Here is a 21935-nt window from a genome sequence, read left to right as displayed (position 1 = left end):
ATGCCGACCATCACGACTTCCGACAATATCCAGCTCTATTACGAAGAGGCAGGCGAGGGCGAGCCGATTATTTTCGTTCACGAGTTTGGCGGCGATATGCGCAGCTGGGAACCGCAGATGCGCTATTTTTCACGGCGTCATCGGTGCATTGCATTCAATGCACGCGGCTATCCGCCGTCTGATGTGCCCGAGGACCTGGAGCAGTATTCGCAACGCCGTGCGGCGTTGGATATTGTCGATGTGCTCGATGCGTTGCAGATCCCTAAAGCCCACGTGGTGGGACTTTCGATGGGCGGCTTTGCCACGGTTCATCTGGGCCTCGTCGCACCCGAGCGTGCGTTATCGCTGGTGGTAGCTGGTGCGGGCTATGGCGCGGAGAAAGAGCACGAGGAATACTTCCGCAATGTGTCGATCGAGGTCGCTGCCCAGTTCGAAAAACAGGGATCGAAGGAGTTCTCGAAGACCTATTCGATGGCGGCATCGCGCATTGCCTATTTGCTCAAGGATCCGCGTGGCTGGGCAGAGTTTGCCGAGCAGTTGTCGCAACATTCGGCGGCCGGTTCGGCAATGACGATGCGAGGGGTCCAGGCGCGCAGGCCGTCTTTATATGATCTGGAGGACGAGCTGAAGGCCATGCGGGTCCCCACATTGATTGTGGTCGGAGACGAAGACGATCATTGCCTGCAACCAGGCATCTTTCTCAAAAAGACCATTCCTGCATCGGGATTGGCAGTGCTGCCCAAAGCGGGCCACACGTTGAATATCGAAGAGCCCGCGTTGTTCAATCAACTGGTCGCCGAGTTTCTGGCCACGGTGGCGCAAAACCGCTGGCTGCCTCGTGATCCCCGCGCGATGCCGTCGGAAATCATGAAAACGTCATGAGCAAGCGGGCATCTTCCTATGTATCGCAGCAGCGGTTGTGGGATCGCCACGAATCGCTGGCACGCATCGGCGCTACGGCAGCAGGCGGCGTTAACCGGCAAGCCTTGTCGCAAGAGGATATCGCCGCATGTCGCCAACTGATCGAATGGGGAAAGTCCTTTGGCCTGCAGCCTTCGCGTGACGAGGTGGGAAATATTTTCCTGCGGTTGGCGGGCAGGGATGCGCTGGCGGCGCCTGTCATCTCCGGGTCGCACCTGGATAGCCAACCTACGGGTGGCAAATACGATGGTGCATATGGTGTGTTGACGGCGTTAGAGGCGTGTCAGTCGATTGTCGAGTCGGGGATTCAGCCGCAGCGTCCCATCGATGTGGTGGCCTGGATGAACGAAGAGGGGTCGCGCTTTGCGCCTGGCATGATGGGGGCAGCCGTGTTTGCGGGCGCGCGCGGCCTGGCTGACATCGAGACAGTCCGAGATCAACAGGGCGTGTCCGTGGGTGATGCATTGAGCAATGCAAAGCAAGCCTTGATCGATATCCCACAGCGCGATCTGGGCGGACCCGTTTTTGGATATGTCGAAGCGCATATCGAACAGGGCCCGTTGCTTGAACGGCTGCAAAAAACCGTCGGGGTGGTCAGTGGTATTCAGGGCAAGCGCACTTTTGTCGTGAACATAGAGGGCGAGGCGTCTCATGCGGGAACGTCGTTGCGCAGCGAGCGTAAGGACGCGTTGCTGGCGGCGGTGCGCATGATCCAGGCGCTGACCGCGCGCATGCATGACGAGCAGGACATCGTGAAATTCACGATAGGCCGGCTCAACGTGACGCCCAATGCACCATCGGTGGTGCCCAGCAGTGTGCGCTTTTCTATCGATCTGCGTCATCCGGACTCGGCGGTTCTCACGGCACTGGGCGATGCCATCGCAGGCATTTGTGCAGCCCATGCCGCGCCCTGCAAGGTCCGCGTCGAGGAACTCTCCTGCGCCATGTCGTTGGAGTTTCCGCAGGCAATGCGGCAACGCATCCGTGATGCGGCCGATACGCTGGGTATCTCTCAGATGGAGATCTTGTCGGCGGCGGGGCATGACGCGAGATACCTGCATCCGCTCTGCCCATCGGCGATGCTTTTTATCCCTTGCCACGAGGGCATTACCCATAACGAGTCCGAGTCGATTACCGCAGCAGACGCGGCCGATGGGGCGAGAGTGTTGACTGAGGTGCTGGTGAGTTTGGCAGGTTCGTAGTCCAACAATTGATAAAGCGAGGGGAAACCGTGAATAACGCTGTGCTTTCGTCACCTGCTACGTTACCGATGGATATGGAAAAGCGCCTGTATCGCAAGATCACCTGGCGGCTGATTCCATTTCTGATGTTTTGCTACGTGGCGGCGTACATTGATAGAGTGAATGTCGGGTTCGCAAAATTGCAGATGCTGGATGAGCTGGGCTTCAGCGAAACCGTCTATGGCCTAGGAGCGGGAATATTCTTCATCGGCTATTTCCTGCTGGAAGTACCCAGCAATCTGGTCTTGCGTAAAGTCGGTGCGAGAGTCTGGATCGCGCGGATCATGCTCACCTGGGGGCTGATTTCTGCGGCCTTTGTCTGGGTCACGACACCGACGCAATACTATGTCCTGAGGTTTCTGCTCGGCGCTGCCGAAGCCGGGTTTTACCCCGGCGTGATCTATTACCTGATGTCTTGGTATCCCCCGAAACGCCGCTCACAAATCATCGCGCTGTTCATGGTGGCGATTCCTGTGGCAGGCATCCTGGGTGGGCCGATTTCGGGGTGGATCATCTCGGCATTTCACCAGACCCATGGGTACTCGGGATGGCAGTGGATGTTTTTTCTCGAGGCGCTGCCGTCTATCGTGCTGGGGGTAGCGACACTGTTTGTGCTCGATAGCAGTCCCGAGAAAGCGAAGTGGCTGACAACGGCAGAAAAGGCCCATATTGCCAAGGATCTGGAGGTGCCCAGCAATCTCCATGGACATGTACTGTCGTCTGTCGCGCATATCTTCAAAGATCCGCGCATGCTGCTGCTGTCGTTGATTTATTTCTGCGTCATCATGGGACAGTATGGGTTGACATTCTGGATGCCGACCCTGATCAAGGCCTCGGGTGTTACCGGGGTGTTGAATATCGGCCTGCTATCGGCGGTGCCGTATATGGTGGCGATCATTGCCATGCTGAGTTTCGGACGCAGCTCCGACCGTACGGGTGAGCGGCGATGGCATGTCATCATCCCCATGCTCATGGGCGCGGTGGGATATCTCATTGTTGCGATGGCCGGCAATCATGTGCCCATGGCGTTGATCGGGCTGTCTCTGGCCGCAGCGGGGGTTATCACGCCGGGGCCATTGTTCTGGGCTTTACCTTCCGCATTTCTGGTGGGCAGCGCTGCCGCCGCTGGGGTAGCGGCAATCAATGCATTCGCAGGGTTGGCCGGCTTTGTCAGCCCCTATTTCATAGGATGGCTGCGCGATTTGACCCAGAGTTCAACGATCGCAATGTACATCTCTGCGGCCGTGCTAGTGGTCGGCGCGCTGTTGGTTCTGATGATTCCGGCAAAGCTCGTCAATCGTTGAACCAGGCACACGCAAAAAAAGGAGGGGATTTCACCTACGGGTAAATCCCTATCCGGCCTCCCGCACGAAGCCCGGCGCTATCTGCCACGGCATCTAGCCGGCTCCCATAGACCTTCTGGCGGCAACGCAAAACACCCGGTCGTAATGAATTTTTGTGTAAAAACAATAACAATTCTTATTTTTATTCAATAAAATGCCGGCGTTGGCTGAATCAGCCTGTCTTTGTTCTCGTATCGGGAAGCATAAGAACGTCATGCATTCATTTTTCCATCACGCGTATGGACGAGATGTTGATCAGTCCAAGCGCTTCAGCACGCTTGCCGTGGCAATCCATTCGGCGTTTGTCCTCATGGCACTGTCGCTTTCGGCGCAGGCCTACTCCCAGCAATCCACGACTGATGCCGCCACTTTACCCGCGGTGACCGTGACGGTCGCGATCGACTCGGACCCGGCGCGCACGCCTTTTGCGGGCGGGCAAGTCAATGCCGGCAGTGATCTCGGACTGCTCGGCAGCACCAGCTTCATGGACACGCCGTTCAACCAGATCAGCTATACGTCGGAGTTGATCGAGCAACAACAAGCACGCTCGCTTGCCGACCTGGTGGAGAATGATCCTTCTGTTCGCTTAGGTTCTGCGCGCACCAATATCCAGGAACAGTTCACGATCCGGGGACTGAATTTCAACAGCCAGGACGTGGCCTTCAACGGCATGTACGGCTTGTCGCCATACTGGCGCGTGCCGCTGGAAATCGCCGAGAGCGTAGAGGTGTTGAAGGGGCCTTCCGCATTGTTGAGTGGCATGGCGCCGGGCGGCAACGTGGCAGGCGCCATCAATATCGTTCCGAAACGCGCCTATGACGATCCTCTGACACGTGTCACCGTCAATTATGTGTCCGACTCGCAGGTCGGCGCCCATCTGGATATGGGACGGCGTTTCGGGGAAAACAACGAATGGGGTATCCGGCTCAACGCCATGTATAGCGATGGCAGTACGACGATAGACAAGCAGAGCGAGAGAGATCACTTGATCTCGCTGGGCCTGGATTACCGGGGCGAACGCTTGCGGGCATCATTTGATGTGATGAACCAAAAGCAGACCATCGACAACGTGGTGCGTCAATTTGCGATCTCTCCTGGCCTCACCTCGATTCCCTCTGCGCCGGATACGGATCTGAACTATCCCGGATATGGCCGCAGTATTGTCGAGGACACGATGGTGGCGGGGCGGGTCGAGTATGACATCAACGACAATCTCTCTGTCCATGGCGCGATCGGCCGCCGCTACGACAAGATGGACGCTATTGCGGGCAATATCACCTTGCTGAACGAGCAGGGTGATTTTGTTTCCTCGCCCGCCTGGCAAATCATGAAGCCCGCGACCACCAGCATGGAATTCGGCGTGAACGGCCAATTCGAAACCGGCCCCGTCAAGCACAAGGTTGCGGCCAGTTTCTCGCGCCTGAACGACAGCGCGGATATCGGCTTTGTGTTTCCCTGGAGCGACGTGTACCTGAGCAATCTGTATTCGCCGACGTCTGCCAGTACCCCCAGCACTGATGGCATCAGTAATCCTACCGGCGCGTACCAGCGGGCCACGCTCACCAGCTACGCGTTGGCCGACACGCTATCCATTCTGGATGACCGCGTTCAACTGACCGTCGGTGCACGCCGACAGTCAGTGGAAAACCAGACCTACGATGTTTTCACGCACGAGCCCTCTGGCGAGAAGTACAAGGAGTTCGCGGTAACGCCGGTGGTGGGACTGTTGGTCAAACCCGTATCCAATCTGTCGCTCTACGCTAATTACATCGAGGGTTTGTCCTTGGGCGCATCGGCATTGCCACCCACGGTGACTACGGCCACGGCCCTGCCGCCGATGAAGACCAAGCAGATGGAGATCGGCGCCAAGTATGACTGGGGCACGTTCGCGACGACGGTCAGCCTGTTTCAGATCAAGCGGCCCAGCGCGACGACCATGAATGGCGCGCTGTCCGAGAATGGCAAGCAGATCAACCGCGGTATCGAGTTCAACGCTTTCGGCGAAGTCGTGCGTGATGTGCGCGTGCTTGGGGGATTGACCCTGATGCGTGGAAAACTGGACAAAATGGCCGACGGTGTTTACGAAGGCAATGATGCGATTGGCGTGCCGCGTGTCCAGGCGTCGCTGGGCGTCGATTGGGACAATGTCCTGACTCCCGGATTTGGCGTGAACGCGCGCATGGTCTACACCGGCTCGCAATATGTCGATCAGGCCAACGATCTCAAGATCCCTTCTGCGACGCGTGTAGACGTGGGGGCGAGGTACAGGACCAAGATCGCAGGCAATGATTTGACGTTGCGTTTGAACATCGAGAATCTGTTCGACGAGTCGTACTGGGCGACCTCGAGTTCGACGAGCAACCTGGACACTGGCGGCTACCTGTACCTGGGCACTGGCCGTACGGTCTTGCTGTCGGCCACGATGGATTTCTAAATGCGCCTGAGCTCCTGGATCTTTGTCCACAAGTGGACGAGTCTCATCTGCACATTGTTCTTGCTGATGCTCTGCCTGACTGGGCTGCCCTTGGTATTTACCGAGGAAATCGAGCATCTGTCAGGTGTGGTCGAGGCCCCGGAGATGGCCGAGGGGACCCCAAAGACCAGCATGGACCGGATCGTCGAGAGCGCATTGGCGGCGCAACCGGGCAAGGTCGTGCGCTACATGTTCTGGGACGAGGATGAACATCCCAACGTGACCTTGGTGTCCATGGCGAGCCGCATCGACGCGCCGCCCGAGGAGTACTGGCTAGTCTCGCTCGATTCGCGCACGGCGCAGGTGCTGGATCAGCCGAATGACCGCGGGTTCATGCATGTCATGCTGCAATTGCACAAGGACATGTACGCCGGTTTGCCGGGCCAGTTGTTTCTGGGACTCATGGGGCTGATGTTCGTGGTGGCCATCGTGTCGGGCGTGGTGCTGTACAAGCCTTTCATGCGAAAGCTCGATTTTGGTACGGTACGACGGCTGAAAACCAGCACCAAATGGCTTGATCTGCATAATCTGCTGGGCATCGTTACGGTCGTCTGGTTGACGGTGGTAGGAGTGACCGGCGTCATCAACACGCTGGATCCCATCGTGCTCGCGCTTTGGCAACGCGATCAGTTGACCGAGATGGTCGGGCCCTACATGAATGAGCCGCCTCTGGACTCCAACGGCTCCGCACAGGCGGCGCTCGACACGGCGGGTAAAGCGGTTCCGGATATGAAAACCACATTGCTGGCTTTTCCCGGCACGGTGTTCGCGAGCCCGCATCACTACACCATTTTCATGAAGGGCAATACGCCGTTGACGTCCAAGCTGCTGCGGCCGGTGTTGGTGGATGCCCAGACTGCCGTTCTGACTGACACCCGGGAAATGCCCTGGTACGTGAAAACGCTGTTCATATCGCAGCCCCTGCATTTCGGCGATTATGGCGGCCTGCCGTTGAAGATCATCTGGGCATTGCTCGATATTGTGGCCATCATTGTGCTGGGCAGCGGCGTGTATCTGTGGATCAAAAAGTACGCCCGCCGCAAGGAGGCCTCAGCTGTTGTCCGGTAGCGCGAGCACATTGTCCCGTCCGCCGTCATTTCGGTGACAGCAGCTTGGAGTATCGTTGCGCTGATATTCTCTTTTTTGCCCATCGATTCTCCATGGCCACATCCAAGCGACTCTCACAAACGCCGTCCGCCACCGCAGAATTTCAGAGGAGCTCGCCGCAAGCCATGCTGGCGCGTATCCAGAGCCTATTGCCGTCCATGGGCGCGGCGTCGCAGCGCATCGGCGAATTCGTCATCCGCTATCCTGCGGAAGTGGTCCACATGTCGGTCAGCGAAGTCGCCGAGCGCACGCAATGCAGCGAAGGCAGTGTGGTTGGCTTTTGCAAGATGCTGGGAGCCACCGGCTTTCAACAACTAAAAATCGCGCTGGCGCAGCAGATCGTGCAGCCGGTGCAGTACATTCACGAGGATCTGGCCGCGCAGGACAGCCCCGCTCAGGTCGTCAGCAAGATTTTCCACAGCAATATCCAGACCTTGCAGGAAACCGAATCGGTGCTGGACGTGGAGGCACTGTCTGCGGCCGTGGAGTTGATTCGCGGCGCCCGCCGTGTCGAGATCTACGGCATTGGCAGCTCGGCGGTCATCGCCCATGATGCCCACTACCGCATGTTGCGGATCGGCCTGCACGCGACGGCGGTCACCGACTCGCATGTGCAGGCCATCAGCGCGTCGCTGACCGGGCCGGAGGTAGCGGTGCTGACCATTTCTCACTCGGGCAGCACGCACGAGACGGTATTGGCGACACGGCTTGCCAAAGAGGCTGGCGCACGTACAGTGTGCATCACCAATTTCGGGAAATCGCCGATCCAGGAATATGCAGATGTGGTGCTGCACACCATATCGCGCGAGACCCGCTTTCGCACGGAAGCGATGACTAGCCGTTTGGCCCAATTGGCCATCATTGACACCTTGATTGCCTGCCTGGCCTTGTCCGATTACGACAAGGCGGTTTCGACCCTGCGCAGTACCTTCGACGTGCTGTCGAACAAGCGCTACTGATATTCGTTGCCGCTCACAACATCGTCAGGCAGCACATGCCTGCGCGGGCATGCGGCGTTGAGCAAATGCGCCACGTCCGGTGCGTCGGCATGGGGCGTATTGCCGACCAGTAGATAACCCATTCCCAACCGTGTCGCACCTAGTGCGTCGGTACGTATGTTGTCACCAATGACCGTGACATCCGTTGGCTGCAAATTCAGGCGGCGCAGCCCTTCTTGGAACAGCATGGCAGCTGGCTTGCCCAGGATGTCCGCACGCGTGCCGGGCACGCAGGCCAGCAGCGCCTGCAGCAAGGCCCCTGTCTCGGGTATCACTGACCCATGGGGGCCCGGATGGGTCAGATCGCCGTTACTGACCATCAGGGTGGCGCCACATGTCAGCTCACGGGTCAGCGTCTGCAGGGCGGTGTAGTTGAAATCGACATCCCGCGCCAGCAGCACGATGTCCGCATCCTGCGACACCACCGTCAGGCCTAGTCCCGCTGCGTATGCCTGCAGGCGCTCGGAGCCGCACAGCATCAGCTTGCTATACGGATGGTGGCGCGCGATATGGTGCAGGGCTTGCTCTCCGGCCAGAACGAGAGAGCTGGCCTCGACCGGCAGGCCCAATGCCTGTAACCGCAGCGCCAGGCTGGCGGCGGTGTCCGTGGAGTTATTGGAGACGATCACATAGCGGCCAGACCAGCGGGCCAGTAATTCCCGGGCACCGGGAATGACTTCGTGTCCCCGGATCAGCGTGCCGTCCAGGTCGAGGATCAGGCCGCGCGAGCGCCGCGTCCAGGAGGGCTCGGCGAGCGGACCATCGGGCAGAGTTGGCAGGGGTGGGCTGGTAATACAGATCATGGGCAAAGATGGCGCACGCAGGCGCGAGTTGGGATCGAGGGGAGAACACGAAGGCAGTCTTAGCCGGCTGAGGCCTGAAATTTTATATGAATAAAACTCAAAATTGAATTTTTTTGAATTGAGTATTTTTCATTTCTCTGTCATGTGAGACGCCTAATCTGCGCTTCGGAATCAGGACAGCTCTCACGGCACCCCATCGCGTTGCTGCCATCCAGGTCCCGCAACGTTCCATAACCAGGAGTATTCATGACCCAGTACTTTGCACCGGGCCGCGCCCTTGTTGCGGCCATCGCTCTGAGCTTGGCTCTCGCTGCCTGCGGCAGCGGCGATGACGANTCGGACGATGACTCGTCATCGCCGCCTGACGTCGAACAGCCCGAGCAGCCCGCGCCGCAGCTGCGTTGCGCACCTTGAACACACGCCCCTGACCAACTCCACGCAAGAGCCCTCCATGACCAAGATCTCCAACCCGCATTCAGCCGGCGTTTCCCCTGATCAGCCGGGACGCAGGCAGTTCTTTCGCACGTCGGCCAAGGCCGCCGGTGCGCTGTCCGCCATGGCATTGCTGCCAGCGTCGATCCAGCGTGCACTCGCGATTCCCGCTGCAGTCGAAACAGGCACCATCAAAGACATCAAGCACGTCGTGATCCTGATGCAGGAGAACCGCTCGTTCGACCACTACTTCGGTACGATGCGTGGCGTGCGGGGCTTTGGTGATCGCTTTCCGATTCCGTTGACCAACGGCAAGTCGGTGTTTTTCCAGCCTAATCCTGCGGGCGGTCAGGAGATTCAGCCGTTTCACCGCGACTCCAGAACCGGCAATGCGTTGATCGGATCGGGTACACCGCACAATTTCCCTGACCAGCAAGCCGCGTGGAATCAAGGAAAGATGGATCGTTGGATTCAATTCAAGAATCAGGCGACGATGGGCTTTTTCATGCGCGAAGACATTCCGTTCCAGTTCGCGCTAGCCGACGCTTTTACGATTTGCGACGGTTATCACTGTTCCATCCTCACCGGCACGGATCCGAATCGGATTGTCTTCTGGTCGGGCGCCAATGCAAATCCCGCATTGCTGAAGCAGGGGATCAACAGCACGGACACGGACTCCGAACCTGTCAATTCCCGCTGCTGGCCGAATCCGTTCAACTGGGTAGCAGGCCGCGCACAGCAGGCGGACGGCTCTGGTCAAATCGACCCCGAGACGGGGGCCTACAACTACAAATACACGAACAGCGCCTTCAAGTGGGACACGTTGCCGGACCTGCTGGAACGCGCCGGTGTGAGCTGGCACATCTATCAGAACATGAACAACAACTGGACGGGGGCGATGCATGGCTGCCTGGCATTCCAGAGTTTCCGCAGCGCTCAGCCCGGCTCATCAATCTATGAACATGGCTTGACAGGCGGCCCCGAGAAGGATGACGGCGCAGCTAACTTCCTCGCCCAACTCAGGCAAGACGTCTTGAATGGCACGCTGCCGGAGGTGTCCTGGGTGCTGCCTACCCAAGATCTGGCCGAGCATCCCGGCAGCAAGGAAGGCGTTGCCGGTGCGGCCGATTTCGTCGCGGAAGTGCTGGACGCCCTGACGTCCAACCCCGATGTGTGGAGCAAAACTGCTGTCTTCGTCACCTTTGATGAGAATGACGGGTTCTTTGATCACCTGCCGATGCCCGCGGTGCCGTCCTATGACGCTAGCGGCACCTTGATGGGTAAATCCACCGTGCCGTTGGAAGGGGAGTATTTCGATGCTTCCGTGGGCAATTATCTGTCGGCCGATGACGCGACCAGCGGAAAGATTCGCCCATGGGGCTTGAGCTCGCGCGTACCGATGTATGTGCTGTCGCCGTGGAGCAAAGGCGGGTGGGTCAACTCGGAAGTGTTCGATCACACCTCAGTAGGCCGTTTTCTGGAAAAGCGTTTCGACATCACGGTAGATGCCATCAGCCCGTGGCATCGCGCGGTCTGCGGCGACCTGACCACGTGCTTTGATTTTGTCAGCCCGAATGATCCCGTCGCTCCCAAATTGCCCGACACAAGCAACTATCCTGCAATCAATGCGGCACAGCGGCTGTTGCCCACGACTACGGTAACTCAGGCCCCCGCTGTGCCGCAGCCGCTGTATCAGGAGACTGGTACTCGACTGTCACGAGCATTGCCATATGAATTGCACACCAGCGCCAGGGTCGGGCAGGACGGAGCCGTCGAACTGTTGTTCAGCAATACCGGCAAGGTGGGGGCGGTATTCCACGTCTATGACCAGCGCAACCTGGATCTGATCCCCCGGCGCTACACCCTCGAAGCAGGCAAGTCGCTGTCGGACACGTGGAGCGGTGGCGATTACGATCTATGGGTATACAGCACCAACGGTTTCGTGCGGACGTTCTCCGGCAACACGCGGCAAGGTGCTGCCCTGGAGGTGCAAGTTTGCTATGAGCCCGCCGGCAGTGCGCTGTACGTGAAGGTGAGCAATCATGGCACGACTGCGATGCAGGCCTCGTTGCGAGCTAATGCCTATCGCACGGACGGTCCGTGGACCTTGGCCATTGAACCAGGTGCCGTGGCCGAACATCACTGGTCTATCGCGGATAGTGGCAATTGGTATGACTTCAGCGTGGCCGCCGAGGGTTTTGAGCGGCGCTTTGCCGGACGCATGGAGACCGGCAGCCACAGTGTGAGCGATCCCGCGATGGCGCAGCATCTCTGATAGTTGAACGTACGAACGGCCGGGCGCGTTTCAGGGGCGGGCCCGGCAGGTAGTTTGGCGCCTATCATTACCTTCTTCTCTACGAACGTAGGATTATCGCGCCGGCCATGAAATCCGCCCCTCTTGCCTCATCGCCCTCGCGCGATATCGATCTCGTTACGCTGCGTCTTTTCATTGCTGCTCTGGAAGAGGGCAGCCTGGCGCGAGCCGCCGCCCGCGAGAACATTGTCCCGTCTGCCGTCAGCAAGCGCATGTCCGAGCTGGAGGAAATCCTCGGTGTGCCTTTGCTCGAACGCGGTGTCAAAGGCGTCCAGGCGACCGTCGCCGGCGCAGCGTTGGCGGTGCAGGCCAGGCTGCTTTTGCAGGGTATGGGCCGTATGCGGGCAGAGATGGCCGGTTTTGCCACGGGTGTGCGTGGCCAGATCCGCCTTGCTGTCAGCGTTGCTGCGTTATCCGGCGAGCTGCCTGCGTATATTCAATCCTTTCGCCGCACGCATCCGCAGATTGATCTTTCCTTACTGGAAGACACGACGCAGGAGGCCTTTCGTGCTGTGCTGGAGGGGGCAGCCGATATCGCCGTCGGCTCGGATTTCGGGCACGAGGGCTTGCAGGTTTTTCCCTGGGAACATTGCGTATTGGCCGCCGTCGTACCCGGCCAGCATCTGCTGGCTGACTACGAGATTCTGGACTATGCGCAACTATTGCCCTTCGAGCAGATCGAGTTGAATCGCGAAAACGGCATCAGCGGTGTACTGGAGCAAACGGCTCGTGAGGCAGGTGTCACTCGCCGCATCAGCGCCCGGGTCAGCGCGCACGAGACGATTTGCATGCTGGTGGCGCGAGGCCTGGGCGTGGCCGTGGTGCCGCGCTATCTCCAGGCTCGGCATACCCATTTGGATATTCGATTTATCCCCCTGTCCGGCCCTTGGGCGAGCACGCCGGTCTGTATCGCCGTCAAGGACGCGAGCGCCTTGTCGCCCGCCGCCTGGGTGCTGTTGAACCATTTGGGTGTTCCTGATCCGGGCTCGTAGCATGGACGGCATTCAGGGCTATCCCGGATGTTCCGAAACGAGAATGCCCCCGTGCTGAAAGATTGCTACCCACGATGCGCCTGCCCCGATGATCATTAAAAGATGATTCGTTGGTGGCGGCATTCTGATGGTTTCCGTATGCCGCCTTGGGGTTGTTCAGCAGGCAAGCAGGAGACATCAATGACCGCAGCACCGGGGTCCGCTTTTATGGATCACGCCGAACTGCCGCTACGTGGCATTAAGGTATTGGAACTTTCACACATGATCATGGGGCCGGCCACGGGCTTGTCATTGGCGGATCTGGGGGCTGAGGTCATCAAAGTGGAGCCGATCGATGGCGATCGCACGCGCCGCTTGAAAGGATCCGGCATTGGCTATTTTCCGGTTTTCAATCGCAATAAGAAAAGCCTTTCGATTGATCTGAAACATCCTGAGGGTCAAGCCGTCGTTTGCCAACTGGCGCTACAGGCTGACATGCTGGTGGAAAATTTTCGTGATGGCAGTCTGGCGCAATATGGGCTGGACTACGAGTCGCTGTCTGCCGAGAATCCGGGGCTGATTTATGTTTCGCTAAAGGGCTTTTTATCGGGACCCTACAAGCACCGTACCGCATTGGATGAGGTCGTGCAGATGATGGGCGGTCTGGCGTACATCAACGGTGGCACAGACGCGCCTCAGCGGGTGGCGCCGTCGGCCAACGATATCCTGGGTGGAACGTTTGGTGTGGTGGGCGCGTTAGCCGCGTTGCATGATCGTCATCGCACAGGACGAGGCAGGCACGTGCGTTCGGGTTTGTTTGAAAATAACCTGTTGCTAGTGGCACAGTTCATTGCCCAGTATCAATTGACGGGCCATGCCCCAAAGCCTTTTGCCTCTGAGCGCAAGCCGCCATGGGGCGTCTACGACATTTTCGAGACGGCCGATGGCCGTGTATTCGTAGCTGTCGTCAGCGATGCGCAATGGCGCAGCTTTTCGCAGAAATTCCTGCCATCCGAGTGGGCAGCAGATCCTCGTCTAGCGACGGCCGTCGACCGCGAGGCGGCTCGATCTTGGTTGGTGCCGGGCGTTGCGGCTATTCTGAAAAAGTGGAAGACCGACGAGCTATGTGCGGCGTTGGAGGCCGCCCATCTCTCGTATGGACCCATACGCCAGCCTCATGAGCTGTTGGACGATGAGCATTTGAAGGCGGGCGGGGCGTTGCTCGATACGCAATTGCCGGATGGCAGTCAGGTCTCGACAGCGGCGCTCCCTATCGAGTTCGATGGCCGTAAAGTGGGCAAGCGTTTTGATCCACCGGCTCAAGGGGGCGATACGCAGACGATCCTGCAAGAACTAGGTCTGGATGCCGCGCGTATCGAGGCGTTGCGCGCATCCGGAGTGATTACATGAGCGCACGCAACCGCGCCTGTGTAGAGACCGAGACGGACTGATACCGTCGAACGAAGCTCACGCCGCGCTATCGATCAAATACGGCGCGACGGCAAGCGTCCACAACAAAGGAGACAAACCTCATGATCCGCAAACTGTTCGCGGTGGCTGCGATGGCGGCTGCTTGCATGGTGCACGCGCAAGACTATCCCACCAAACCGATACGCATCATTATTCCCTCGACCCCGGGTGGGGGGACCGACTACATCGGTAGATTGATGGGAAACAAGCTTCACGAATTAAACGGCTGGGATATCGTGCCAGAAAACAAGCCTGGCGCCGGTACGGCGTTGGGTTTGGCCGAGGCCGCACGTGCGCCGGCAGAGGGATATGACTTGGTCATCGGCCAATCGGACAATGTCACGTTGATCCCGTTGTTGATGAAGGTTGCCTATGATCCGGTCAAGGACTTGGCGCCTGTCGCCCTGGTGGCGACGACACCCATGGTGTTGTTAGTGTCGGATAAGTCTCCGTATAAAGCGTTGCCGGAAGTCATCGCTGCCGCCAAAAAATCTCCGGGCACGATCGCTTACGGAACATCCGGAACCGGTGGCGGCGTACACATCGCCATGGAGATGTTGCAACACGAGGCGGGCTTCAAAATGCAGCATGTTCCCTACAAGGGATCGTCGCCCGCATTGGCTGATTTAATGGGAGGACACTTACAGTTTGCCGGCTCGTCGATTTCCTCGGCAGCCACATTGATTCAGTCGGGCAAAGTGAGAGCACTGGCGGTGACTTCCCCGAAACGTAATCCCGCACTGCCGAATGTGCCGACGGTCGCGGAATTGGGCTACCCCAATTTCAACGTAGTGACGTTCTACGGCGTGTTGGCCCCGGCTAAAACGCCAGCGGCGGTGTTGTCGCGCCTGAACACGGATTTCAACAAACTCTTGGCGCGTAAAGACGTAAAGGATGCTTTGGCATCACAAGGTCTCGAAACAAATCCCATGTCCAGAGACGCGTTCGCGGACTTGATTCAAGCGGACATCGCCAAGGCGCGCAAGACGATCGAGAGCGCGGGTATCTCGGTGCAATAAGGAGAATGGATCCATGACGCAACACGTCAGGCTTTGCGAAGTCGGCCCGCGAGACGGGCTGCAAATGGCCAAAGGCATGATGCCCACCGCCGACAAGGTGCGCTGGGTACGGCAACTGGCTGAGGCGGGCTTGCATGAAATCGAGGTCGGCAGTTTTGTGTCACCCAAACTGGTGCCGCAGATGGCCGACACCGGCATTGTGCTGCACCAGGCGTTAGAGGTCGAAGGCCTGACGGTGTGCGCGCTGGCGTGCAATCTCAGAGGCGCGATGGCTGCGTACGAGGCGGGAGCGCATGTACTTGCGTTTCCCATCTCGGTGAGCGAGACGCATAGTCATGCGAATGTAGGTAAAGGTACTGACGCACAGATAGCGATGATGGCCGCCATTGTTGAATGGGTACGTCAACAACCACGCCCCATGCGTATTGACGCGGCAGTGGCGACGGCCTTTGGATGTTCCCTCGAAGGTGTCGTGCCTGCTGCGCGAGTCGCGTCGGTAGCTCAGGCAGTCGTACGTACCGGCGTCGACGAAATCGCGTTGGCTGACACCGTGGGCTACGCCCACCCTGCACAGGTGCGAGATGTCGTACGAGCGACGCAAGACGCCATCGGAGCGAAGCTGACTAAGCTGCACTTGCACGATACGATGGGACTAGGCCTAGCGAACGCGCTGGCGGGTCTGACCGAAGGCATCCGCAGTTTCGATTCTTGCTTGGGCGGGCTAGGGGGGTGTCCGTTTGCGCCCGGCGCATCGGGCAACATCGTTACCGAAGATCTGGTTTTCATGCTTGAGAGCATGGGATACCACACGGGTATAGATCTGTCTCGGTTGCTTGCCGCCCGAGCGTTGCTGGCGCAGGCGCTGCCAGAGGATCCGTTGCGTAGCGGCGTTGCCGCTGCAGGGATTCCTAAAACCTTTCAGGAGCGTCGGGAGCGGGTGCGTTCCGGCTGCTGACGCTTGCGCATAAATGCCACCAGCAGTCCGACGCCGAGTAATACGGATGCGACCGTCCCGATAATCCGATCCGGTTATCTGCCGCGTGTTTGTTGGGGTGTTTCGCCGAAAGCCTGACGGTACGCCTGCGAAAACTCGCCCAGGTGGGTAAAGCCAAAGCGTGTTGCTATTTCACTGATGTTGCTCGCATCATCGGCTTGCAACAAGGTCTGTCGGATCGATTGCAGACGCTGCATACGCAGCCATTGCAATGGCGACTGTCCGCATTCACTCTGGAACAAGGCTTGCAAGCGCCTGGCTGACAGGCCGCAATGACTGGCGACCATGGCCACCGGCAGGCGTTCGCCCTGATGTTCAAGCATATAGGCTTGCGCGCGTCGGATGGCCTGGGGCAGGGAGGGCGGTGGTGCAGGCCAGAGATGCTCTGCCATGCTGTGTGGTTGGTGCAGTAGCAGAGTGGTGGCCACCAGCATCTCGGTTTGGGCCAGCAAGGCTGCCTGGGTGGTGTTCTGACCCAGGCCCAGGCCCGAGCATCGCACCACCCATTGCAGCATGGGCATCAGCGCCTGCCAGCCAGCCGTATGCAAGGGCATGACCGCATCGAAGCAGATGTCGGGCGCTTGGTCTTGTCCCGTCAGACGTTGCCAGGCGTCGGCGATGGCCGGGCGGTCCAGACGCAGCAGGACTTGTTCGTAATCGTGGCTGACTCTGAAGTAAAAGCGCTTGTCGGGGCTGATGAGGAAAGCTTTATTGGGCGAAACCTCTATGCGGCGTCCGTCGAAATGAAACTCCGCGTGCCCCTGCGTGGGTAGCACGAGCAGGTAATAGCCGTCCAGGCCGTGACAATCGGGATCAATGCTGATGTCCGCCCCGTACCCATGCCTGCTCTTGAGCAATGACAGACGTCCGCAAGGAACCAGGTCCAGCCGGCTGTGGAGAATCCGCCCGCTATTGACTTTCAGTCGATAGGAGTTGAGTACCTCACCTATCTGTTGTCGCGCCTCATCGGGGTCTGCGGTATCGACGATCCGATACTGTTCGAATGGCACTTGGGAAAATAGAGACGAGATCATCTGGGCTCATGTGTAATGAATGTTTACATATTAATGGACAATCCTCGCGACGGGATAAAAAAGCGCGTTTTTCCGATAGTAAATGGCGTAAAACCGATAGACGGCCGAGGAAGCAGGCATAACCATAGCGCGCCGCGTATACCTTTGCGGCATTTAGGGCAGGCAGCGCCGATTGCGGCGGTTGCCTCGTGTGAATCACCCGTGTTGTTTCCCCTAGTAAGAGGCTCTCATGAAAGGCAAGACAAAGCGCGCCACTCTGCGTATTTCGATGTCGCAACCCAGTGCCCACGTTTCACGCAAATGTGCGAACTCGCCAGTGAAATCGCCGAAGGTGAGTCCATTCGTATTAAGCTGCCTGACCTTTAAATCGTACGGTCCGATGATGCAACGCTACCGTGCGACCCGGACCCCGATTTTCTCGTCGATATGGTGCAGGCGGGCGGTGCTCATGCAAATGATGCGCCGGCGGGCTAATGGCGCGATGCGATAAAAAGTACGTTGTCGGATAGCTGAGGATGTGAACCGATAGACGGCTCAGAGGGCAGGAATGGCCCTAATGCGCTGTCTATCTCTATGGGCGGATTGGGAGGGTGCCCATTTGCACCAGGAGCGTCGGACAGCATTGTGTCGTAAAGCAGGCCCTGGATTCGTTCAAGAGGGGCGAGCGATGCTCACCCGCGGCGGGCGCGGGCGCGTTCCGGTTGCTGACGTTTACGCATAAAGCCGACCAATAGCCCGACACCTAGCAGGACGGACGCTGCGGTACCGATAATCAGCCCCATTTGGGAGTCCTGCATCGCGCCGACGCTGCGCGCCGTGATGAAGCCCGGGGCCAGCATCAAAGGTAGCCAGACCACCGCGGATAAGACATTCGCCAACTGAAAACGGGCGTGTTTCATGCCCATGATGCCTGCCACTGTCGGAATGGTCGAACGTATCGGCCCCAAGAAACGGCCGATCAGCACCGAAGCAAAACCGTAACGCGAGAAAAACAGGCGTGCACGTGCCACAGCCGTGCGTTGCGTATTGAACGGCCAGCGGCGCAGCATGCTCGGGCCCAACCAGCGGCCCAGACCATACGACAGGGCGTCGCCCACGATGGCCCCTGCAATCCCCCAGGCCAATACGTTCCAGGGCGATAGCGTACCCGCCCCGATCAAGCCACCAGTCAAGAGCATCAGCGCCGTGGCGGGAATGACCAGGCCAACAATGATCAGTGACTCACCAAGTGTGAGCAGAAATGTGATGGGCCCAGCCCAATCCTGATTGGCTTGAATGAACTGGCCGATTTTGTCGATGTATGTGTCCATGCATAGAAATAGGCTGTAGACGAACACCATGGTAGCGCATCAGGCAGAACCAGGTCTTTATCAAATGTTGCAGAGCAGCATGCCGTGCATTGCTTAACAATAAATTGAAATATCAAGATGTACGGATCAAGGATCCCGGTCTGCGAGTCGAGGTCAACGGTCAGGAGGTCCTGGCCGAGAATCCCGGTCAATCGGAAGGCGTGATGCGTTTCGTGCTGCCGGCCGGAACGATGCTGGGCGACTTGCACATCCATTCTGGGAAAAGCAGCAACGAGCAGCCTGATGCAGGTCGATAAATAATTATTAGGACGTTTGCAGTACGTTAAAAAGGCGGCCTCGGCCGCCTTTTTGGCTATTGGTGCACCCAGCCGGAATCGAACCGGCACGCCTTGCGGCGAGGGATTTTAAGTCCCTTGCGTCTACCAATTTCGCCATGGGTGCAACGCATTTGGCGGAAGCGGTGAGATTCGAACTCACGAACGGTTGCCCGTTGCCGGTTTTCAAGACCGGTGCAATCGACCACTCTGCCACGCTTCCTGTTTCGCAGCTGCGGATGATACCTCAGCTAGAAAGTCCAAGCTGCGGACATTGATGCCGCGTAACCAGTTTGGAACTTCCGTAAAGGGCGCAATAATAATCTATTTAATCGAGGAGGCGCACGATGCGAGCCATAGAAATATCTCAACCCGGTGGTCCAGAGGTGCTAGTTCCGGTCGATCGCCCGGTGCCGGAGCCCGGCGCGGGCGAGGTATTGATCAAGGTTGCGGCGGCTGGCGTCAATCGCCCCGACGTGTTCCAACGCAAAGGCAACTACGCGCCGCCGCCGGGGGCCTCGGACCTGCCGGGCCTGGAGGTCGCCGGTGAAATCGTAGGCGGCGACGCGGCCGCTGGCGGATTTGCGATCGGCGACAAAGTCTGCGCGCTGGTCGCAGGCGGCGGCTACGCCGAATATTGCGTCGCTCCGGCGGTGCAGTGCCTGCCTGTCCCCAAGGGACTGTCCGAGATCGAAGCCGCCGGCCTGCCCGAAACCTATTTCACCGTGTGGAGCAATGTGTTTGACCGCGGCGCGCTGCAAGAGGGTGAGTCGCTGCTGGTGCATGGCGGTGCGAGCGGCATCGGCACTACGGCGATCCAGCTGGCGCGCGCAATGGGCAACCCTGTCTATGCCACGGTAGGCAGTGACGACCGCGCTCGCGCTGTCGAAGCGCTGGGGGCGGCCAGGGGCATCAACTACAAAACAGAGGACTTCGTACAAGTCGTCCGTGATGCGACGGATGGCGCAGGCGTCAACGTGATTCTCGACATGGTGGCGGGCGATTACATCAATCGCGACATGAAGTGTTTGGCCGATGACGGCCGTATCGTGGTGATCGCCTTGCTGGGCGGCGCTCGCAGCGAAGTCGATGGCAACCAGATCTTGCGTCGCCGACTGACCTTGACCGGTTCCACGCTGCGTCCGCGTCCTGTGGCATTCAAGGGCGCCATTGCCAAATCGTTGCGTGCGCGAGCCTGGCCGCTACTGGAGCAGGGCAGTATCAAGCCCATTGTTCATGCCACATTCCCTCTGGAGCAGGCCTCCGCCGCCCATGCCATGATGGAAGCCGGCGAGAACATCGGCAAAATTATCCTGACGGTGTAACGTCCGCTTTCATAGCGCAGCGTAATTTCCGGTAAACAGGATACAATCTTGGGTTTGACCCGGATTTTGTCCGGGTTGCCCTTATTCCGATTTTGCGCCATGACCACTGTTGAGAACCGCGCCCGTCTCGTGCTGGGCAACTGGAAGATGCACGGCAACCTGGCCGAGAACGCCGCACTGCTCGAAGCCCTGCGTGCCGCCGATCCGGCTTCGCACTGCGAAATTGGCGTTTGCGTGCCGTTCCCGTACCTGGCTCAGGCGGCTTCCGTCCTGACCGGCAGCGCAGTATCCTGGGGTGCGCAAGACATCAGCGCGCACTCCAAAGGCGCCTACACGGGCGAAGTCTCCGGCTCCATGCTGAAAGACTTCGGTTGCCGTCTGGCGCTGGCAGGCCATTCCGAGCGCCGTACTCTGCACGGTGAAACCGACCAAGTCGTTGCCGACAAGGCGCGTGCCGCCTTGGACGCTGGCCTGACGCCGGTGGTGTGCGTCGGCGAATCGCTGGCTGACCGCGAGGGCGGCAATACGCTGGGTGTGATCGAGCGTCAACTCGAGCCGATCCTGGCGCTGGGCGTCGATGCCTTGTCGCGTATGGTGCTGGCCTATGAGCCCGTGTGGGCCATCGGCACGGGCCTGAGCGCCACTCCCGAACAGGCCCAAGAAGTCCACGGCGCGATTCGCATCGCCCTGCGTGGCCTGGGGGCGGGGCAGGTTCGAGTGCTGTACGGCGGCAGCGTCAAGGCCGCCAATGCTGCCACCTTGTTTGCTATGCCGGACATCGATGGCGCGCTGGTTGGTGGCGCTTCGTTGGTGGCCGAAGAATTCCTGCGCATTGCCGCAGCCTAAGTTTCCGGAGTCTCTTTAATGTCTTTGACACTCACCATCTTGCTGGTCGTGCAGGTGCTGTCCGCCCTGGCGATCATTGTCCTGGTCCTGCTGCAGCAGGGCAAGGGCGCCGACATGGGTTCGGCTTTCGGCAGCGGGTCTGCCGGCAGCCTGTTCGGCGCCACCGGGGCAGCTAACTTTCTGTCGCGCACGACCAAGTGGGCGGCCGTGGTGTTCTTTGCCACGACCTTGGGCCTGGCCTATGTCAGCCACAAGGGCTCATCGTCGCCGAGCGCTGTCGACTCCGGCGTGATGCAGAATTTCCCGGCTGATCGTTCCGTCCCGCAAGTTCCGGGCTCGAACAACGGCTCGTCTGTGCCGCAATCGTCGGCGCCGGCACAGCCTGACGCTTCCGTGCCGTCTGCCCCTGCCGCACCGGGTGCTGCGCAGCCTCAATCTGCACCGCCTGCTGACGTGCCTGCCGCTCCTGCTGCGCCTGCCGACAAGCCCGCCGCTGAGACGCCGGCCCCTGCTGCGCAAACGCCTGCCGAGAGCAAGCCCGAGGCTGAAAAGCCTGCTGCACCGGCACCTTCGGAAGAGCCTGCCAAGCCTGCGCAACCCGCAGAGCAGAAGCCCGCTCAATAACGCGCGACATTCGATGCCTCAACCTCATTGGCTGAGGCATCGAATTCATGCTAGAATGCCGGACTTTTCTGGGATGGTTACATACCTTTCCAGGAATTAGGTAAGCCGACGTGGTGGAATTGGTAGACACGCTATCTTGAGGGGGTAGTGGCGAAAGCTGTGCGAGTTCGAGTCTCGCCGTCGGCACCAAAGATTAGTTGAAGTAGTACACATCAGACCCGCGATTCTCGTAATGAGGCGCGGGTTTTTTGTTGCGTGTGAGGTTACTGTTCAGTGATCGGTACACCGAGACCGTCGTGCGCTACGCGACAGCAGCGCTGCCCTAGAGCCGGGGTGAGATGGCATAGAATGAAGCATCAGAGCAGTATTAGGAGGCCCGCATGATTTCTGGAAACC

17 protein-coding genes, 3 tRNA genes and 1 pseudogene are annotated in these 21935 nt (G+C 59.0%); 16 read left to right on the top strand and 5 right to left on the bottom strand.

Annotation, left to right across the window (positions count from 1 at the left end; all coding sequences use genetic code 11):
* The 6 genes from ACNA0J_RS23905 to ACNA0J_RS23880 all read left to right on the top strand — a co-directional run bounded on the left by ACNA0J_RS23905 (position 1) and on the right by ACNA0J_RS23880 (position 8044).
* A complete protein-coding gene (locus ACNA0J_RS23905; RefSeq protein ID WP_415821381.1) occupies positions 1-882 on the top strand; it encodes an alpha/beta fold hydrolase in 882 nt (293 codons plus the stop codon).
* Positions 879-2123 (top strand): hydantoinase/carbamoylase family amidase, encoded by a 1245-nt coding sequence (locus ACNA0J_RS23900; protein WP_415821379.1) that lies wholly within the window; start codon positions 879-881, stop codon positions 2121-2123. The genes ACNA0J_RS23905 and ACNA0J_RS23900 overlap by 4 nt, the downstream gene beginning before the upstream one ends.
* A gap of 68 nt (positions 2124-2191) precedes the next feature.
* Positions 2192-3466, top strand: coding sequence for an MFS transporter (locus tag ACNA0J_RS23895; RefSeq protein ID WP_415821407.1), 1275 nt, complete (start codon positions 2192-2194; stop codon positions 3464-3466).
* Positions 3467-3719: 253 nt separating this feature from the next.
* A complete protein-coding gene (locus ACNA0J_RS23890) occupies positions 3720-5939 on the top strand; it encodes a TonB-dependent receptor (RefSeq protein WP_415821378.1) in 2220 nt (739 codons plus the stop codon).
* A complete protein-coding gene (locus ACNA0J_RS23885; protein WP_415821377.1) occupies positions 5940-7046 on the top strand; it encodes a PepSY-associated TM helix domain-containing protein in 1107 nt (368 codons plus the stop codon).
* 92 nt (positions 7047-7138) lie between these two features.
* Positions 7139-8044, top strand: a complete 906-nt coding sequence (locus ACNA0J_RS23880; protein WP_415821376.1) for a MurR/RpiR family transcriptional regulator — start codon at positions 7139-7141, stop codon at positions 8042-8044.
* On the opposite strand, the gene ACNA0J_RS23875 is transcribed toward ACNA0J_RS23880, so the two are convergent.
* Entirely contained in the window at positions 8038-8886 is an 849-nt protein-coding gene (locus tag ACNA0J_RS23875) for an HAD-IIA family hydrolase (protein ID WP_415821375.1), read from the bottom strand. The genes ACNA0J_RS23880 and ACNA0J_RS23875 overlap by 7 nt on opposite strands.
* A 451-nt stretch (positions 8887-9337) precedes the next feature.
* On the opposite strand from ACNA0J_RS23875, the gene ACNA0J_RS23870 reads away from it, so the two are divergent.
* From ACNA0J_RS23870 to ACNA0J_RS23850, 5 genes are all read left to right on the top strand, one after another.
* Entirely contained in the window at positions 9338-11593 is a 2256-nt protein-coding gene (locus ACNA0J_RS23870) for a phosphocholine-specific phospholipase C (RefSeq protein WP_415821373.1), read from the top strand.
* Positions 11594-11700: 107 nt separating this feature from the next.
* Entirely contained in the window at positions 11701-12624 is a 924-nt protein-coding gene (locus ACNA0J_RS23865; RefSeq protein WP_415821372.1) for a LysR family transcriptional regulator, read from the top strand.
* 180 nt (positions 12625-12804) lie between these two features.
* Complete coding sequence (locus ACNA0J_RS23860; RefSeq protein WP_415821371.1) at positions 12805-14013, top strand: CaiB/BaiF CoA transferase family protein; 1209 nt, start codon at positions 12805-12807, stop codon at positions 14011-14013.
* Between the two features lie 122 nt (positions 14014-14135).
* On the top strand, positions 14136-15092 hold the full coding sequence (locus ACNA0J_RS23855; protein ID WP_415821369.1) for a Bug family tripartite tricarboxylate transporter substrate binding protein: 957 nt from the start codon (positions 14136-14138) through the stop codon (positions 15090-15092).
* Between the two features lie 13 nt (positions 15093-15105).
* Entirely contained in the window at positions 15106-16047 is a 942-nt protein-coding gene (locus ACNA0J_RS23850) for a hydroxymethylglutaryl-CoA lyase (RefSeq protein WP_415821367.1), read from the top strand.
* Positions 16048-16121: 74 nt separating this feature from the next.
* Here ACNA0J_RS23850 and ACNA0J_RS23845 read toward each other — a convergent pair whose 3' ends face one another.
* Positions 16122-17120, bottom strand: coding sequence for an AraC-like ligand-binding domain-containing protein (locus ACNA0J_RS23845; RefSeq protein WP_415821366.1), 999 nt, complete (start codon positions 17118-17120; stop codon positions 16122-16124).
* A 671-nt stretch (positions 17121-17791) separates the two neighbouring features.
* The gene (locus tag ACNA0J_RS23840; RefSeq protein WP_415821365.1) at positions 17792-18430 is read right to left on the bottom strand and encodes a DedA family protein; all 639 of its coding nucleotides are present in this window, start codon (positions 18428-18430) and stop codon (positions 17792-17794) included.
* Between the two features lie 104 nt (positions 18431-18534).
* On the opposite strand from ACNA0J_RS23840, the gene ACNA0J_RS23835 reads away from it, so the two are divergent.
* A complete protein-coding gene (locus ACNA0J_RS23835; RefSeq protein ID WP_415821364.1) occupies positions 18535-18726 on the top strand; it encodes a hypothetical protein in 192 nt (63 codons plus the stop codon).
* A gap of 60 nt (positions 18727-18786) precedes the next feature.
* Here ACNA0J_RS23835 and ACNA0J_RS23830 read toward each other — a convergent pair.
* A tRNA-Leu gene (locus ACNA0J_RS23830) sits at positions 18787-18871 on the bottom strand.
* A gap of 8 nt (positions 18872-18879) precedes the next feature.
* Positions 18880-18967, bottom strand: a tRNA-Ser gene (locus ACNA0J_RS23825).
* Between the two features lie 124 nt (positions 18968-19091).
* On the opposite strand from ACNA0J_RS23825, the gene ACNA0J_RS23820 reads away from it, so the two are divergent.
* From ACNA0J_RS23820 to ACNA0J_RS23805, 4 genes and pseudogenes are all read left to right on the top strand, one after another.
* Positions 19092-20069 carry an NAD(P)H-quinone oxidoreductase gene (locus tag ACNA0J_RS23820; protein WP_415821362.1) on the top strand — a complete coding sequence of 326 codons (978 nt, stop codon included), beginning with the start codon at positions 19092-19094 and terminating at the stop codon, positions 20067-20069.
* A gap of 99 nt (positions 20070-20168) precedes the next feature.
* Positions 20169-20915 carry a triose-phosphate isomerase gene (gene tpiA, locus ACNA0J_RS23815; protein WP_415821360.1) on the top strand — a complete coding sequence of 249 codons (747 nt, stop codon included), beginning with the start codon at positions 20169-20171 and terminating at the stop codon, positions 20913-20915.
* A gap of 18 nt (positions 20916-20933) precedes the next feature.
* Positions 20934-21365, top strand: a pseudogene (gene secG, locus ACNA0J_RS23810) (preprotein translocase subunit SecG); the annotation flags it as partial.
* Positions 21366-21643: 278 nt separating this feature from the next.
* Positions 21644-21728 (top strand) — tRNA-Leu (locus ACNA0J_RS23805).
* The last annotated feature ends 207 nt before the right edge of the window (positions 21729-21935 follow it).

It is taken from the genome of Bordetella tumbae, assembly GCF_965139195.1.
Classification (GTDB): Bacteria; Pseudomonadota; Gammaproteobacteria; order Burkholderiales; family Burkholderiaceae_B; genus Bordetella_A; species Bordetella_A tumbae.
The sequence above is the reverse complement of the archived record's forward strand: the minus strand, read 5'-3'. Positions and strand labels throughout refer to the sequence as shown.

Coding starts and splice junctions, on each gene's coding strand:
- ACNA0J_RS23905 (WP_415821381.1), top strand. CDS start 1: ATGCCGACCATCACGACTTCCGACAATATCCAGCTCTATTACGAAGAG.
- ACNA0J_RS23900 (WP_415821379.1), top strand. CDS start 879: ATGAGCAAGCGGGCATCTTCCTATGTATCGCAGCAGCGGTTGTGGGAT.
- ACNA0J_RS23895 (WP_415821407.1), top strand. CDS start 2,192: ATGGATATGGAAAAGCGCCTGTATCGCAAGATCACCTGGCGGCTGATT.
- ACNA0J_RS23890 (WP_415821378.1), top strand. CDS start 3,720: ATGCATTCATTTTTCCATCACGCGTATGGACGAGATGTTGATCAGTCC.
- ACNA0J_RS23885 (WP_415821377.1), top strand. CDS start 5,940: ATGCGCCTGAGCTCCTGGATCTTTGTCCACAAGTGGACGAGTCTCATC.
- ACNA0J_RS23880 (WP_415821376.1), top strand. CDS start 7,139: ATGGCCACATCCAAGCGACTCTCACAAACGCCGTCCGCCACCGCAGAA.
- ACNA0J_RS23875 (WP_415821375.1), bottom strand. CDS start 8,886: ATGATCTGTATTACCAGCCCACCCCTGCCAACTCTGCCCGATGGTCCG.
- ACNA0J_RS23870 (WP_415821373.1), top strand. CDS start 9,338: ATGACCAAGATCTCCAACCCGCATTCAGCCGGCGTTTCCCCTGATCAG.
- ACNA0J_RS23865 (WP_415821372.1), top strand. CDS start 11,701: ATGAAATCCGCCCCTCTTGCCTCATCGCCCTCGCGCGATATCGATCTC.
- ACNA0J_RS23860 (WP_415821371.1), top strand. CDS start 12,805: ATGACCGCAGCACCGGGGTCCGCTTTTATGGATCACGCCGAACTGCCG.
- ACNA0J_RS23855 (WP_415821369.1), top strand. CDS start 14,136: ATGATCCGCAAACTGTTCGCGGTGGCTGCGATGGCGGCTGCTTGCATG.
- ACNA0J_RS23850 (WP_415821367.1), top strand. CDS start 15,106: ATGACGCAACACGTCAGGCTTTGCGAAGTCGGCCCGCGAGACGGGCTG.
- ACNA0J_RS23845 (WP_415821366.1), bottom strand. CDS start 17,120: ATGATCTCGTCTCTATTTTCCCAAGTGCCATTCGAACAGTATCGGATC.
- ACNA0J_RS23840 (WP_415821365.1), bottom strand. CDS start 18,430: ATGGACACATACATCGACAAAATCGGCCAGTTCATTCAAGCCAATCAG.
- ACNA0J_RS23820 (WP_415821362.1), top strand. CDS start 19,092: ATGCGAGCCATAGAAATATCTCAACCCGGTGGTCCAGAGGTGCTAGTT.
- tpiA (WP_415821360.1), top strand. CDS start 20,169: ATGACCACTGTTGAGAACCGCGCCCGTCTCGTGCTGGGCAACTGGAAG.